The sequence below is a fragment of the Roseivivax sp. THAF197b genome (genome assembly GCF_009363255.1).
In the GTDB taxonomy this organism is placed as follows: Bacteria; Pseudomonadota; Alphaproteobacteria; order Rhodobacterales; family Rhodobacteraceae; genus Roseivivax.
The window spans coordinates 1,709,203-1,721,575 of record NZ_CP045318.1; the positions used below are offsets into that span (position 1 = coordinate 1,709,203).

At 58.8% G+C, this 12,373-nt stretch carries 14 protein-coding genes; 10 read left to right on the forward strand and 4 right to left on the reverse strand.

What is annotated here, in order from left to right:
• Entirely contained in the window at positions 1 to 732 is a 732-nt protein-coding gene (locus FIV09_RS08510) for a DsbA family protein (RefSeq protein ID WP_009807488.1), read from the forward strand.
• A gap of 42 nt (positions 733 to 774) precedes the next feature.
• Here FIV09_RS08510 and FIV09_RS08515 read toward each other — a convergent pair whose 3' ends face one another.
• Positions 775 to 975, reverse strand: coding sequence for a heavy-metal-associated domain-containing protein (locus tag FIV09_RS08515; RefSeq protein ID WP_152449574.1), 201 nt, complete (start codon positions 973 to 975; stop codon positions 775 to 777).
• Positions 976 to 1,126: 151 nt separating this feature from the next.
• On the opposite strand from FIV09_RS08515, the gene FIV09_RS08520 reads away from it, so the two are divergent.
• On the forward strand, positions 1,127 to 3,637 hold the full coding sequence (locus FIV09_RS08520; protein ID WP_152449575.1) for a heavy metal translocating P-type ATPase: 2,511 nt from the start codon (positions 1,127 to 1,129) through the stop codon (positions 3,635 to 3,637).
• Between the two features lie 12 nt (positions 3,638 to 3,649).
• Complete coding sequence (gene cueR, locus FIV09_RS08525) at positions 3,650 to 4,048, forward strand: Cu(I)-responsive transcriptional regulator (protein WP_152449576.1); 399 nt, start codon at positions 3,650 to 3,652, stop codon at positions 4,046 to 4,048.
• Positions 4,049 to 4,069: 21 nt separating this feature from the next.
• Here the strand turns inward: cueR and FIV09_RS08530 are convergent, their stop codons facing one another.
• Both FIV09_RS08530 and FIV09_RS08535 read right to left on the reverse strand, forming a co-directional pair.
• Positions 4,070 to 4,834, reverse strand: a complete 765-nt coding sequence (locus FIV09_RS08530) for a MauE/DoxX family redox-associated membrane protein (RefSeq protein ID WP_172974972.1) — start codon at positions 4,832 to 4,834, stop codon at positions 4,070 to 4,072.
• Positions 4,835 to 4,846: 12 nt separating this feature from the next.
• Positions 4,847 to 5,683, reverse strand: coding sequence for a DUF305 domain-containing protein (locus FIV09_RS08535; RefSeq protein ID WP_012187184.1), 837 nt, complete (start codon positions 5,681 to 5,683; stop codon positions 4,847 to 4,849).
• A 179-nt stretch (positions 5,684 to 5,862) separates the two neighbouring features.
• Between FIV09_RS08535 and FIV09_RS20725 the strand changes: the two genes are divergently transcribed.
• From FIV09_RS20725 to FIV09_RS08555, 4 genes are all read left to right on the forward strand, one after another.
• Positions 5,863 to 6,444, forward strand: coding sequence for a L,D-transpeptidase (locus FIV09_RS20725; protein WP_012187183.1), 582 nt, complete (start codon positions 5,863 to 5,865; stop codon positions 6,442 to 6,444).
• Between the two features lie 125 nt (positions 6,445 to 6,569).
• Complete coding sequence (locus tag FIV09_RS08545) at positions 6,570 to 7,832, forward strand: multicopper oxidase family protein (protein ID WP_152449577.1); 1,263 nt, start codon at positions 6,570 to 6,572, stop codon at positions 7,830 to 7,832.
• A gap of 140 nt (positions 7,833 to 7,972) precedes the next feature.
• Positions 7,973 to 8,458 carry a disulfide bond formation protein B gene (locus tag FIV09_RS08550; protein WP_092813080.1) on the forward strand — a complete coding sequence of 162 codons (486 nt, stop codon included), beginning with the start codon at positions 7,973 to 7,975 and terminating at the stop codon, positions 8,456 to 8,458.
• A 38-nt stretch (positions 8,459 to 8,496) separates the two neighbouring features.
• The gene (locus FIV09_RS08555) at positions 8,497 to 9,162 is read left to right on the forward strand and encodes a L,D-transpeptidase (RefSeq protein WP_092813083.1); all 666 of its coding nucleotides are present in this window, start codon (positions 8,497 to 8,499) and stop codon (positions 9,160 to 9,162) included.
• Between the two features lie 76 nt (positions 9,163 to 9,238).
• Here FIV09_RS08555 and FIV09_RS08560 read toward each other — a convergent pair whose 3' ends face one another.
• Positions 9,239 to 9,850, reverse strand: coding sequence for a hypothetical protein (locus tag FIV09_RS08560; protein ID WP_152452467.1), 612 nt, complete (start codon positions 9,848 to 9,850; stop codon positions 9,239 to 9,241).
• 342 nt (positions 9,851 to 10,192) lie between these two features.
• Between FIV09_RS08560 and FIV09_RS08565 the strand changes: the two genes are divergently transcribed.
• The 3 genes from FIV09_RS08565 to lgt all read left to right on the forward strand — a co-directional run bounded on the left by FIV09_RS08565 (position 10,193) and on the right by lgt (position 12,354).
• Entirely contained in the window at positions 10,193 to 10,801 is a 609-nt protein-coding gene (locus FIV09_RS08565; RefSeq protein WP_254702457.1) for an EF-hand domain-containing protein, read from the forward strand.
• A 140-nt stretch (positions 10,802 to 10,941) separates the two neighbouring features.
• The gene (locus FIV09_RS08570; RefSeq protein ID WP_007803435.1) at positions 10,942 to 11,328 is read left to right on the forward strand and encodes a DUF302 domain-containing protein; all 387 of its coding nucleotides are present in this window, start codon (positions 10,942 to 10,944) and stop codon (positions 11,326 to 11,328) included.
• Between the two features lie 105 nt (positions 11,329 to 11,433).
• Entirely contained in the window at positions 11,434 to 12,354 is a 921-nt protein-coding gene (gene lgt / locus FIV09_RS08575; RefSeq protein ID WP_027238585.1) for a prolipoprotein diacylglyceryl transferase, read from the forward strand.
• Positions 12,355 to 12,373 lie beyond the last annotated feature (19 nt).

Here is a 12,373-nt window from a genome sequence, read left to right on the forward strand (position 1 = left end):
ATGCGTTTCAGACAAGCCTTCACGACGGTCGCGATAGCTGCCTTGCTTCCGATACCGGCACTCGCGGACGAACTGTCAGAGTCCCGGGTCAAGGAACTTGTGCTCGAGGCAATCCGCGAGAACCCGGAGATTGTCATGGAGGCCGTCGCCATCCTTGAACAAAGGCAGGCGCAAGCGCAGGAGCTCAGTCAGGCCCAAGTTCTGAATGACCAGCGCGATCTGATCGAGAACGATCCGAATGCGCCGGTTCTCGGCAACCTGGAAGGGGACGTCACTGTTGTGGAATTTTTCGACTACAACTGTCCCTATTGTCGGCGGGTCAAACCCGAGGTGCGGGCTTTGATCGAAGACGATCCCAACATTCGCCTCGTCTATCGTGAATGGCCCATTCTCGGAGACGGATCGGTGTTTGCCGCGAAAGCGGCCTTGGCAGCGCGCAAGCAGGACAAATACGAAGAGTTTCACTGGGCAATGATGGGGCTGGAAGGCCGCGCGGAAGAGGCCTCCGTGCTGCGCGTGGCCGAGGAGATCGGCCTGGATATCGCGCAGTTGCGCAAGGACATGGAGGCCCCCGAGGTCGAAGAGCACATTGCGACCTCCATGCAACTGACCCAAGCTCTGGGCTTTAACGGCACGCCGTCTTTCGTGATCGGGGATGCGCTGGTCCCGGGCTTCGTCGAAAAGGCGCAGCTTGCCGACTTGGTCGAGGAAGCCCGCAAAGTCGAAGACTGAAATTCTGTGCCCGGACCACCCTTGGGTGGTCCGGGCACTGCATCAAGCGGCCGCAGGTTCCACGTTGTAGCCCGCATCCCGAATGATCGCTTGGACCTGATCGGCTGGTAACACGCTGTCGACATGCACCTGTCGGGCAGAAAGGTCACATTCTACGCCTGCATTCGGATCTGCGCTCTTCACCGCGCTTTCGATTGCTGCGGTGCAATGCCCACAGCTCATGTCCGGAACGCTGAGCTTCATCGGAACCACTCCTTGATCTGATTTCTATCGGTGACATGGGGCTTCCCCCCGCTGGAAGGTCAAGTGAAGAAATTTATTTGGCGCCCTCCCATTGACCCTCCAGTAACTGGAAGCCTCATATTCCACTTCGAATGGAAAACAGGTGACACATATGCCCGAACCCAAACAGATCAGCCTGCCGATCGAAGGCATGTCATGCGCGTCCTGCGTTGGCAGGGTCGATCGCGCATTGAATGCAATCGACGGCGTAGAGGATGTGTCGGTGAACCTTGCCTCGGAAACTGCTCGCATGAGCGTGGACGCGCTCAAGCGCATTCCCGACATCATCGAATCCCTTCGCGAGCTGGGCTACCCCGCGCGGAAGGCCAGGGCCGAACTCACGATTGCAGCGATGTCCTGTGCCTCTTGCGTCGGGCGGGTCGATAAGGCGCTTGCCGCGGTGCCCGGGGTGGTCGAGGTGAACGTCAACCTCGCCTCAGAGACGGCGACGGTCGTTTACGTCGAAGGTCTTGTCACGACATCCGATCTGATCGAATCAAGCGGCGCGGCAGGGTATCCAGCAACCGTGGCAACGGCCCAGGCCGGTGACGACAGAGTTGCGCGCAAGGAGGAAGAGGCTCAGGCGCTTGCCAAACGGGTCACCTTTGCGGCCATCCTCGCCTTGCCGGTCTTCCTGATCGAAATGGGTGGCCACGTCATTCCGGCCGTTCATATGCTGATCGAGACCACGATTGGCCAGCAGACGAGTTGGCTTCTTCAGTTCGTGCTGACGACAATCGTTCTCTTCGGCCCGGGCCGGACGTTTTACACCAAGGGTTTCCCGGCCTTGTTCCGGGGTGCCCCCGATATGAACAGCCTCGTCGCGGTCGGCACCGGGGCGGCTTACCTTTATTCCGTGGTTGCGACATTCGTACCGTCGGTCCTGCCTGACACGCTGCGCACCGTCTATTTCGAGGCGGCAGCGGTCATCGTCGTTCTGATCCTTCTGGGGCGGTTTCTTGAAGCGCGCGCCAAGGGGAGAACGGGCGCGGCCATCCAGAAGCTATTAGGGCTTCAGGCGCGGACTGCACGCGTGATGCGGGACGGAGAAAGCGTCGAGATCGAGATCGATGCGCTGGTTCAGGGTGACATCGTCATCGTGCGCCCTGGTGAACGCATCGCGGTCGATGGCGAGGTCATCGAGGGGACCAGCCGCGTCGACGAAAGCATGCTGACAGGCGAGCCGATCCCCGCTGAAAAAGGTGCCGGAGATACGGTGACCGGCGGGACGGTCAACGGCGCCGGAAGCCTGCAATTCCTCGCCACGCGGGTCGGCGCCGACACGACCCTGGCGCAGATTATTCGCATGGTCGAAGAGGCCCAGGGCGCCAAACTGCCGATCCAGGGATTGGTCGACCGGATCACCTTGTGGTTCGTGCCTGCCGTGATGGCGATCGCGGCGGCGACCGTGCTGGTCTGGCTGTTTTTCGGGCCTGATCCGGCCCTGACGATGGCGCTGGTCGCCGGTGTGTCGGTGCTCATCATCGCGTGCCCCTGCGCGATGGGGCTTGCGACGCCGACCTCGATCATGGTCGGGACGGGACGTGCTGCGGAAATGGGTGTCCTGTTCCGTAAAGGTGACGCCTTGCAGCAACTTGATTCCGTTGATGTGGTCGCCCTCGACAAAACAGGCACGGTGACCGAGGGGCGACCCGCACTGACTGACCTTGTGCTGGCGGAAGGGTTCGATCGCCCAACAACGCTCTCGAAGATCGCTGCCGTGGAGTCGCTCTCCGAGCATCCTGTCGCGGACGCCATCGTGCGGGCCGCGCGGGCCGAGGGCGCACCTCTTGTGGCGGCCGAAGGCTTTCAATCGGTCACAGGTTACGGCGTGCGCGCCGTGGTCGAAGACGTGGAGGTGTTGGTTGGGGCCGACCGCTACATGGCGCGCGAAGGCATTGACGTCTCGGCATTGGCTCCAGAGGAAACGAAGATCGCAAGCAAGGGTCGCACGGCGCTTTACGCTGCCATAGATGGGCGTGTCGCCGCCGTGATCGGCGTGGCCGATCCGGTCAAACCGGCAAGCCGCGCAGCCATCGCAGCGCTGCACGAAAAGGGTCTTGCGGTTGCGATGATCACCGGCGACAAACGCGAAACCGCCGAAGCCATCGCCCGCGAAACCGGTATCGACCACGTCATCGCCGGCGTCCTGCCGGACGGCAAGGTTGCGGCGCTCGACAGTTTGCGCCAAGGGAACAAGCGCATCGCCTTTGTCGGCGACGGGATCAACGACGCCCCGGCGCTGGCGCATGCCGATGTGGGCATCGCCATTGGAACCGGCACCGATGTGGCCATCGAATCTGCGGATGTCGTCCTGATGTCGGGCGATTTGCGCGGCGTGGTGAACGCCTTCGAAGTATCGCGGCGGACCATGCGCAACATCCGGCAGAACCTGTTCTGGGCCTTTGCCTACAACGTGGCACTTATTCCGGTCGCTGCCGGGGTGCTCTATCCGGCCTTTGGGTTGCTCCTGTCACCAATCCTTGCGGCGGGTGCGATGGCGTTGTCCTCGGTGTTTGTCCTGACCAATGCCCTGCGGCTGCGGCGCATCGCGCCTGCGATGGACGAGCAGCGCGCAATCCCGGCAGAGATGGCAGCCGCCACTCCTGCTCCAGCAGAATAACGGAGGTCCGACATGAACATCGGAGACGTTGCCCGACAATCGGGTGTGCCCGCCAAGACGATCCGCTACTACGAGGACATCGGTCTGATCCGCCCGAACCGTAGCGAGAACGGCTATCGCGCGTTCACCGAGAACCACGTTCACAAGCTGGCGTTTCTGGGTCGCGCACGGGCCTTGGGGTTCACCATCGAAGATTGCAGGACGCTCCTGTCGCTCTACGAGGATGAAAACCGCGAAAGCATGCAAGTGAAGGCGGTTGCGGAAGACCATCTGCGCCAGATCGAGAAAAAGATCGCGAAACTGCAATCCATGCGCGCGACGCTCGCCGAACTGGTGGAAAAATGTGCCGGGGATCACCGGCCCGACTGCCCCATCATCGAGGATCTGTCGCCGGAGCGGTTGGCCAAGTGACAGGCAAGAAGGGGCTGTACCTCAGAACCAGATCGCGCGGACCGGCATCCAGATACCCATGAAGATCATCATCAGGTTTTCCGTCAGCGAAATGAACCCCAGCGGGACGGAACTGTCACCGCCGACGCAGGCGCATTTCAGCTCTCTCTTGTCGACATAAACAGCCTTGAACACGCTGACAGCGCCTACCGTGCCGATAAACAGGGCGACAGGCGCCGAGAGCCACAGCAGCGCGCCGGCAGTCATCAGGACACCTGCCAACGCTTCGCCGAACGGGTAGACCTTGCCGTATCGCACCCATTTGCGCGCCAGCAGATCGTAGTTGAGGAACATCGTCGAAAACCCTTCGACATCCTGCAATTTCTGGATCGCGAGAATGGTCATGGACAGCGAAATGAACCATTCGAACCCCCGCAAGGTAAGGACCGACCCGTACTGGTGCCAAGACAGGCCCAATGCCAACAGCGCGGCAACGGAAAAGATCGCGATGACCGGCTGGTAGGTCGTGTCGCTTTGCTCTTCCTCGGGTGGGTCAATGTCGAAAAACACCCTGAGATCATCGTAACCGCCGATCCGTTCGTCCCCGATGAAAGTCTGCGGCGTCGTCTCGACCCCGTGCTTCTCCATGAAAGCATCGGTGTCTTCACGGGTGTCAAGCGGATGGTCTTCCACCTCGAAGCCTTGCCGCTCCAGCAGGTCTTTCGATTTCAGACCGTAGGGGCAGACATGGCCCGGCATGACCATGCGATAAAGCTGCGCGGATTTACTGTCTGTGTCGCGGGGCATGTCCTTTCCTCCTTATCCGCTGCACGTAAGTTGACCACGGAACCCGGCTTCGTAGTCGGTTCCCGCGCTGACGATCAGATCGGTCAGGTCACCGTTCGTCTCTGCGATCTCGGCCGACAGCGGGCCTTCAGAAAATGCATTTTCGCCCTGCGCATTCAGGCGCACCAGATCACCGCTGATCTTCATTGCGGCTGCAGACCCTTCGCCGGTTTCACCAGTCACCAGTACAGCCGGACTGTCCGAGGTGTAAGCAAAGCGGCAATTTCCGCCATTCGGGAACACCGCAGCGATTTCGTCTTCCGTCAGAAACTCAGGATCGACCTTCGACACGACCTCCGTTTGAAGCGCCTGTTGCGCATCCACAACCTGCGCCGGCGTTTCGCTTCGCGTGGCCGATGCTTCGCCGTTTGCTCCAATGTCAGCAATAAGGTAGCGCATTTCGGCGATTTCCTTGTCCTGCGCATAGATAATGTCGTCTGCGAGCCCCCGGACGCGCGGGTCGGTGATCTCGGCACGAGTCGACGTCATGATGGCGATCGAGTGGTGCGGGATCATGGCGCGCATGTAGGACCTGTCCTGCACCGTGAATTGCCCGCGAACCAGCCAGAGGCTCGCCGCGAAAAGGACTATTGCGCCAACGAAAATCGCGATGTTGGCTTTGGTGTTCTGATACATGGACAACATGTACGCCAACATGATCACGGCCATGGTCGCCCCCATCAGGATGGCCATGTAAAGGCGTGTCTCCGAAAAGAAGATATGGCCCCAAAGATAGGTGTTCAGGTACATCAGAACGAACATGACCACGGTCGATGTTCCGATCATCATAAAGAATCGTGAGTAGTGCATTTCCAGTCACCTCCTTGCAGTTCTCTGTAAAACAACAACATTCCAGCGCTGGAGAGTTCCAAAAGCACGAATTTTCGTAGTTTCAAGGCAACAAAGGCGCGTCATTTGCCCCGGTTCACGGCTTCTTTTCTTTGCCCCTGACGCGCACTGAATTTTCATGGGTCCGAGGAGATCGCGCCATGCAGAATTTCACGAGACGAGAATTGATTTGTGCCGGAGCGATGGGTTGCTTTCTGCCCACAACTGCCTGGGCCCACAAAGTCAAATTGCCCGAACGGTTCGAACCACAATTGGTAAACACCCGTCGTGGTGACTGGGTTAAAGGCGATGTCCACGTCGTTCCCGACGATTTTTTCCTTTATTTCATGCTCGAGGACGGGATGGCGATCCGCTACGGGGTCGGGGTAGGGCGCAAAGGTTTGTACGAACCCGGAGAGTTCACGGTAGCGCGCAAGGCCAAATGGCCATGGTGGCGGCCAACGAACGCCATGATCCGGCGCGAGCCACGCAAATACGCAAAGTACAAGGATGGACTGAAAGGCGGGCCAAACAACCCGCTCGGGGCCCGCGCGCTCTATCTCTACGATGCCGAGGGACGCGATACCTATCTTCGCATTCATGGAACGAACGCCCCGGAGACAATTGGGTCTGCCGTGTCGAATGGATGCGCGCGGTTGACGAATGAACATGTGAAGGATCTGTACGAACGCGTTGAAATCGGCGCCCGCGTCTTCCTGTATCCCAAAGTGACAACGGCGTGAGGAGTGTTCTGTCGCCTTGAAGTTCCTCTTCCGGAAATGGCACAAGTGCGGCAGCTGGCGAAAGCCAGTCTATCATTCATGAGGTGACGGAATTGCCTTTGAGCCGGAGGTCTTTCCTTGGCGGGATGACCGTTGCGCTGGCTGGTACCCGCTTGCCAGCAGCGACACACGAGTTGATCCTCGCGCCCCAATCGATCAAGGCGCACCTTGCTGGGTACGACGTGTCGATGTTGGGCTTCAACGGTGGTCTGCCGGGCCCAGAAGTCAGAATGCGACAAGGACAAACCGCCCGCATTACCCTCGATAACCGATTGGAGGAGGGCGCTCTCGTTCACTGGCATGGGTTGCGGGTTCCAAATCGGATGGATGGTGTCAACGTCCTCACTCAGGATGTGGTCATTCCGGGCGACTCGTATCGTTATCAATTCGGCGTCCCGGATGCCGGCACGTATTGGTATCACTCGCATTACCTGTCTTACGATCAGGTCAGCCGCGGTCTTTTCGGCGCCTTCATCGTCGAGGAGCAAAATGCGCCGGCTGTCGACCATGACATCGTTGTTCAGTTCTTCGATGTCTTGTTGGATCAGTCCGGACAGTACGACGAAGGGTTCAACCCGGCTCATTTCGCGACCGAGGGCCGTATCGGCAATACGGTCACGGCGCTTGTTTCCAATGGAACCAGCAAGAATGTGAGACAAGGCGACCGTCTGCGACTGCGTCTCATAAATCCCTCTATCGACAGGGTGTACCGTGTCGGCCTGGATGGTTTGATAGGCAAGATCGTTGCACTGGATGGCATGCCTCTGGCGCATCCTCGGACGCTCGAACCGATCCTTCTCGCTCCGGGGCAAAGATGCGATGTGATTGGTGATGCGACCGGGCCTATTAGATTCGACGACAGCTTTGGAGAGCAGACGTTGAGCCTTGGCGAAATCGCTGTTTCCGGTTCCCGTGAGCCCGCGAAAGCGCCCATCACCGCATTGCCCGCCAACCGAATGCCCGCCCCGAAAGACCCCGGCCAAACCGCGGAGCTGGTGCTCCAGGGAGGTGCGGGAAGCGCGTCCCACAACGGCACAGGGACATGGGCGCTCAATGACGTATCCGGCCTGCCTCGAAGGCCTTTCCTATCCGCCGCGCAGGGGACGACCGCGCGCATTTCGATCCGCAACGAAACCGGGTTCCCACACGTCATGCATCTGCATGGCCACCATTTCTGGGAACTCGATGCGGCGGGTGAAGCCGGTCCATACCGGGACTCGACCTATTTGGAGATCGGCGGGACGCGGGAAATTCTCGTCGTCCTGGACAATCCGGGATCGTGGATGCTGCATTGCCACATGTTGAGCCACCAAGCCGACGGTATGGCAACGTGGATCAGAGTCGGCTGAGGGTCGAGCCGGATACATACTGTTACAAATCTTTGAATGATAACAGGCCTTCTGCCGTTTACGTAGCCAGAGAAGCGAGAAACAGGTCCATCGATTGCCAATGGGAGCGTTCATTGACCCTGACACCAAAATCTCTGGGTATGCTTGCGGCGGCAGGATCAGCTGCCTTGCTGCTTGGGGCCCTCGTTTTCCAGGCTCTTGGCTACGCGCCGTGCGCAATGTGCATCTGGCAACGCTACCCACACGCAATCGCCATTGGAATGGGCGCTATGTTGCTCTTTGCTCTGCCGATCCTGCCAATCCTGATAATCGGTGCCCTGTCGGCACTCAGCACATCCGCGTTGGGAGTGTTTCATACCGGTGTCGAGCGCGGCTGGTGGGAGGGACCGACTTCTTGCACAGGATCCGGCCTCGATATCTCCCAAATGTCGGTATCGGAATTACTGCCCTCTGCCAGCTCAAGTGCTTCGACTCTTGTTCTGTGCGATGAGGTTGTCTGGGAATTACTGACGTTGTCCATGGCCAGTTGGAACGCAATCCTAAGCGGTGTCCTTGCTTGCCTTTGGTTGGTCGCAATCGCAAAAAGTCTTAAGGTTCGATGGCGTGGGGTCGCGGACGTTTTTTGAATCGCCTCACACTCAATAAAAACAGAAGGCTCCGCTTCATGGTTACAAGACGACACTTCCTTGCACTCTCCGGTTCGCTGTTTTCAGCGTCTCTGAGTTTCCCTGTGTTCGCAAAGACCTGGCCGACGAAAGCCGAAAAAGCGGCGTGGGATGCGCAGGTCACGCCCGCCAACTATGACCCAGCAACAACCAACCCATGGGGGCTGCATCCCAGGCTGCTGCCGCAACGCGTGTTGGCGAATGAAGGTTTGCGCCCGGGTGACATTCACGTCGATGCGATCGCGCGCTATCTGTACCATATCGAGGAAGGTGGCACTGCGATGCGCTACGGGGTCGCGATTGCCAAGGGCGATCTCTACGAGCCCGGCACCTACACGATCCGCCGAAAGGTCGAATGGCCGCACTGGACGCCAACGCAGTCAATGATCGAACGCGATCCGGAGGCTTACGAGCGGTTTGCCGACGGTATGGAGCCCGGCCCCAACAATGCCTTGGGCAGCAGGGCTTTGTATCTATTCGTCGGAGAGCGGGATACGTACCTTCGAATTCACGGAACGCCGAGCCCTCGCAGCATTGGCGGCCGGGCCAGTTCGGGATGCGTGCGCATGGTGATGGCCCACATCAATGATCTCTATCCGAATGTCGCTGTCGGATCGACGGCGTTCCTTTACTCGGCCGAAGACAGCGTTACCGCTCGAAGCTAACCTATTGCATCTTTGGCTCACACGCCGAGGACTGCGTCGTGCAGGGACACCTTCCAATGAATTGTTGGACGAACACTCACGGCTGTGTCGCAAGTGAACTTTCGAACTGTGCGATCGCTAAGGATTTGTCGTCCTCATCGTTCTCGAACAGCTTTGTGGTTCGCACGCCCGGCAACTTGCCAAAATCCGCCATCAGGCGCTTCGGGAAAAATGTGCGTCCGATGGATTCAAATCCTGGTAATTGTCTGAGTACCGCGGAGGTACTGGCACTACAAAAACCGGAAGCGGCTGGGCCGCTGGAAATTGCAAGCCGCAAGGCCTGCTCCGCGACTTCGGGGGACACATCGATCTCTTGTATGACGACGTGGTAGGTCTCCCGTGCATGAGCCCGTGCGTAAAAATCGGCCACTTGTGGAGTAATGCCATAAAGCACATCTCCCCGTTCCGGTACCGCGCTCAGCCGGACAGTTCCTGCCGGATCGAAGATAACGCGCTGCGACCCATTGATCATGACGCTGCTATGCGCACCCGCCCCGGATCTGTTGTTGATCATGGTGTACAGCGTCAGCGCGGCCGGTCCGTCGTGACGGTAGGATGCACTACTGATGACTTCGGCTGAAGCATCAGGGCGCATGTCGTTTCCTGCACCGCACCCCGCCAAAATCACCACGGTTAGAACTGAGAAAATGCGATTGGAAAAGCGCACCTTGCAGCCTCCTGCCATGAGTTGAATGACTGTATTTTCGGGATATTCAAGGCCTCTAGCAATCTCGACACCAACTCTTCCGGATTTCACCTCTACCGAAACATGGGTTCGGTTTCGGTTGGTATACGGATCCTCGACACCTTTTTTCTGGATATCGCATGTTTCAGATGAAGAGGAGCGTTCGCCCCGAGTTGATTTGTCGCAATTTGTAACAGACCCCGCCTTTGTGACCTCGCGATACAAAACACCGGCTCGCGTGGCATTCCGCATCTGCAGGTGCCCCCCATATGGTGGGTATCGCAACACTGACACGAGGTGATCGGAATGAAACGCAACACTTTACTCGCTGCACTGACCCTGGCTGCAACCGCCTATGGTGGCGCCGCCTTGGCGGATGCCCACCATGGGCACGGTGGGCAACCAGGTGCCCAAGGTGGGGCAGTCATGATGCAGAATGGTGGTCCGGACATGATGGGAAACATGGGCGGCATGATGGACATGATGAAGCGCATGCACGGAAACATGATGGGCGGCGGCATGATGGGTCCAGGCATGGGCAGTGGTATGATGAGCCCAGGCATGGCTGGCGGCATGATGCAAATGTTCGACACTGATGGAGACGGCACAACGACGCCGGAAGAAATGCGCACGCTGCTGGAGGCCAAGCTTTCCGAGTTTGACAGCGACGGGGATGGAAGCCTCTCGATTACTGAATTTGAAGCTCTCCACAGCGCGATGATCCGCGAAATGATGGTGGATCGCTTCCAACACCTCGATGCCGATGGCGACGGCGCGGTGACGCCGGAAGAGATGGCCGCTCCTGCCGATAGGATGGAGCGGATGCAGATGATGCGGTCGAATATGGCAGATGCGCCTGCGCGGCCTGGCAACGGTCAGGGCATGGGCAACGGCTCCATGATGCAGGACAACTGAGCCAATGGGTGCCGGTTTTTTTCCGGCACCCGTCCTCACAACCCCAAAACCATTCGCGGTCGGGACATTGAACCGAACCGCGACCTGAACCGTTTAGCCTCGGTATGCCAACAAATAGAGACACGGAAAGGAAAATTCCCATGGCCTATACCTATGATCGCGTCCTGAAAGACACCAAAATCGATGACGCAGAGATGCGTGTTCGGGATGCTTTGGCAGACAAGGGCTTCGGCGTTCTGACTGAGATTGACGTCAAAGCGACGATGAAAAAGAAACTTGATGCGGACATGCCGCCTTACCGCATCTTGGGGGCCTGTAATCCGGGCATGGCGCACAAAGCCATCGAGATAGAGCCTCGCATCGGTGCGATGCTTCCCTGCAATGTTATCCTGCGGCAACTGGACGGCGACACCGAGGTCAGCGCGGTCGATCCTGTCGCTTCGATGCAGGCGGTGCAGAACCAAGACCTGGACGCGGTCGCCGGCGAAGTCCGCGATCTCCTTCGGGACGCCCTCGACACCGCGTGATGGCGGGATGGGCGTTGGATGCCCTGTCGCAGATCGAGCGCCTTTAGCGGTGCTCGATCAATGCCATCTAATCCCCACGTAAATTCCTGATGAGGAACTCACCCAGTGCTGCCAGCGGGATTGCCATTTCCGGATATTGGAACCGACCTCTTCTCCTTCGACATCGGGGGGGTCACATTCGCACTCCGCTGGTACGCGCTAGCCTATATCTTCGGTATCCTGATTGGCTGGCGCATTTGTTCGAGTGCCATAAGCCGTCCCGCGCTCTGGACGTCAGCTGGACCGCCGCTTGACCGAACGCAGATCGAAGATCTTCTGACGTGGATCATCATCGGCGTGATTGCTGGTGGTCGCCTGGGCTTTGTACTGTTCTACCAGCCCGCATATTATCTCGCCAATCCCTTGGAAATTCTGATGGTCTGGCAAGGCGGCATGTCTTTCCACGGGGGGTTCGCGGGAGTTGTCATCGCGGCCTTGCTGTTCTGCCTTAGACAGAACGCGTCATTGCTCAGCACTGGCGACTTGCTGGCTTTGGCAACACCACCAGGCTTGTTTCTTGGAAGGCTGGCGAACTTCACCAACAATGAGTTGTGGGGGCGTCCAACGGACGTTCCCTGGGCGGTGATCTTTCCCGGCGAAGTCGCGCAGGCCTGCCCAGGGGTTAGCGGCCTCTGCGCCCGACACCCGTCCCAGCTGTACGAGGCGGTATTGGAGGGGCTCATTCTTGGAATACTGCTCATTTATCTCGCTTGGGGCCGGGGCTGGCTGAAAATGCCCGGTGCCTTGGCTGGCGTGTTTCTGACCGGCTATGGTCTTGCCCGAAATTTCGTCGAGATGTTCCGGCAACCGGACCAGCAGTTCGTGACGGAAGATAACCCAATTGGCCATGCGCTCCACTTTGGTGAGTGGGGTTTGACCATGGGCCAGTTGCTCTCCATGCCAATGGTGCTGGTCGGGCTGGCGTTGATCGTGTTCGCCCGGCGGGAACGGGGCCGGACAGCGCCACCCCGCAGAGCCGCAATGTAATCGCCGTACTGATCTCTCT

Bases quoted from the DNA above. Each gene is read 5' to 3' on its own strand.
- FIV09_RS08520 (WP_152449575.1), top strand. From the start codon at position 1,127: ATGCCCGAACCCAAACAGATCAGCCTGCCGATCGAAGGCATGTCATGC.
- FIV09_RS08570 (WP_007803435.1), top strand. From the start codon at position 10,942: ATGGCCTATACCTATGATCGCGTCCTGAAAGACACCAAAATCGATGAC.
- FIV09_RS08515 (WP_152449574.1), bottom strand. From the start codon at position 975: ATGAAGCTCAGCGTTCCGGACATGAGCTGTGGGCATTGCACCGCAGCA.
- cueR (WP_152449576.1), top strand. From the start codon at position 3,650: ATGAACATCGGAGACGTTGCCCGACAATCGGGTGTGCCCGCCAAGACG.
- FIV09_RS08535 (WP_012187184.1), bottom strand. From the start codon at position 5,683: ATGCACTACTCACGATTCTTTATGATGATCGGAACATCGACCGTGGTC.
- FIV09_RS08545 (WP_152449577.1), top strand. From the start codon at position 6,570: ATGACCGTTGCGCTGGCTGGTACCCGCTTGCCAGCAGCGACACACGAG.
- FIV09_RS08555 (WP_092813083.1), top strand. From the start codon at position 8,497: ATGGTTACAAGACGACACTTCCTTGCACTCTCCGGTTCGCTGTTTTCA.
- FIV09_RS08550 (WP_092813080.1), top strand. From the start codon at position 7,973: ATGCTTGCGGCGGCAGGATCAGCTGCCTTGCTGCTTGGGGCCCTCGTT.
- FIV09_RS08510 (WP_009807488.1), top strand. From the start codon at position 1: ATGCGTTTCAGACAAGCCTTCACGACGGTCGCGATAGCTGCCTTGCTT.
- FIV09_RS08565 (WP_254702457.1), top strand. From the start codon at position 10,193: ATGAAACGCAACACTTTACTCGCTGCACTGACCCTGGCTGCAACCGCC.
- FIV09_RS20725 (WP_012187183.1), top strand. From the start codon at position 5,863: ATGCAGAATTTCACGAGACGAGAATTGATTTGTGCCGGAGCGATGGGT.
- FIV09_RS08530 (WP_172974972.1), bottom strand. From the start codon at position 4,834: ATGCCCCGCGACACAGACAGTAAATCCGCGCAGCTTTATCGCATGGTC.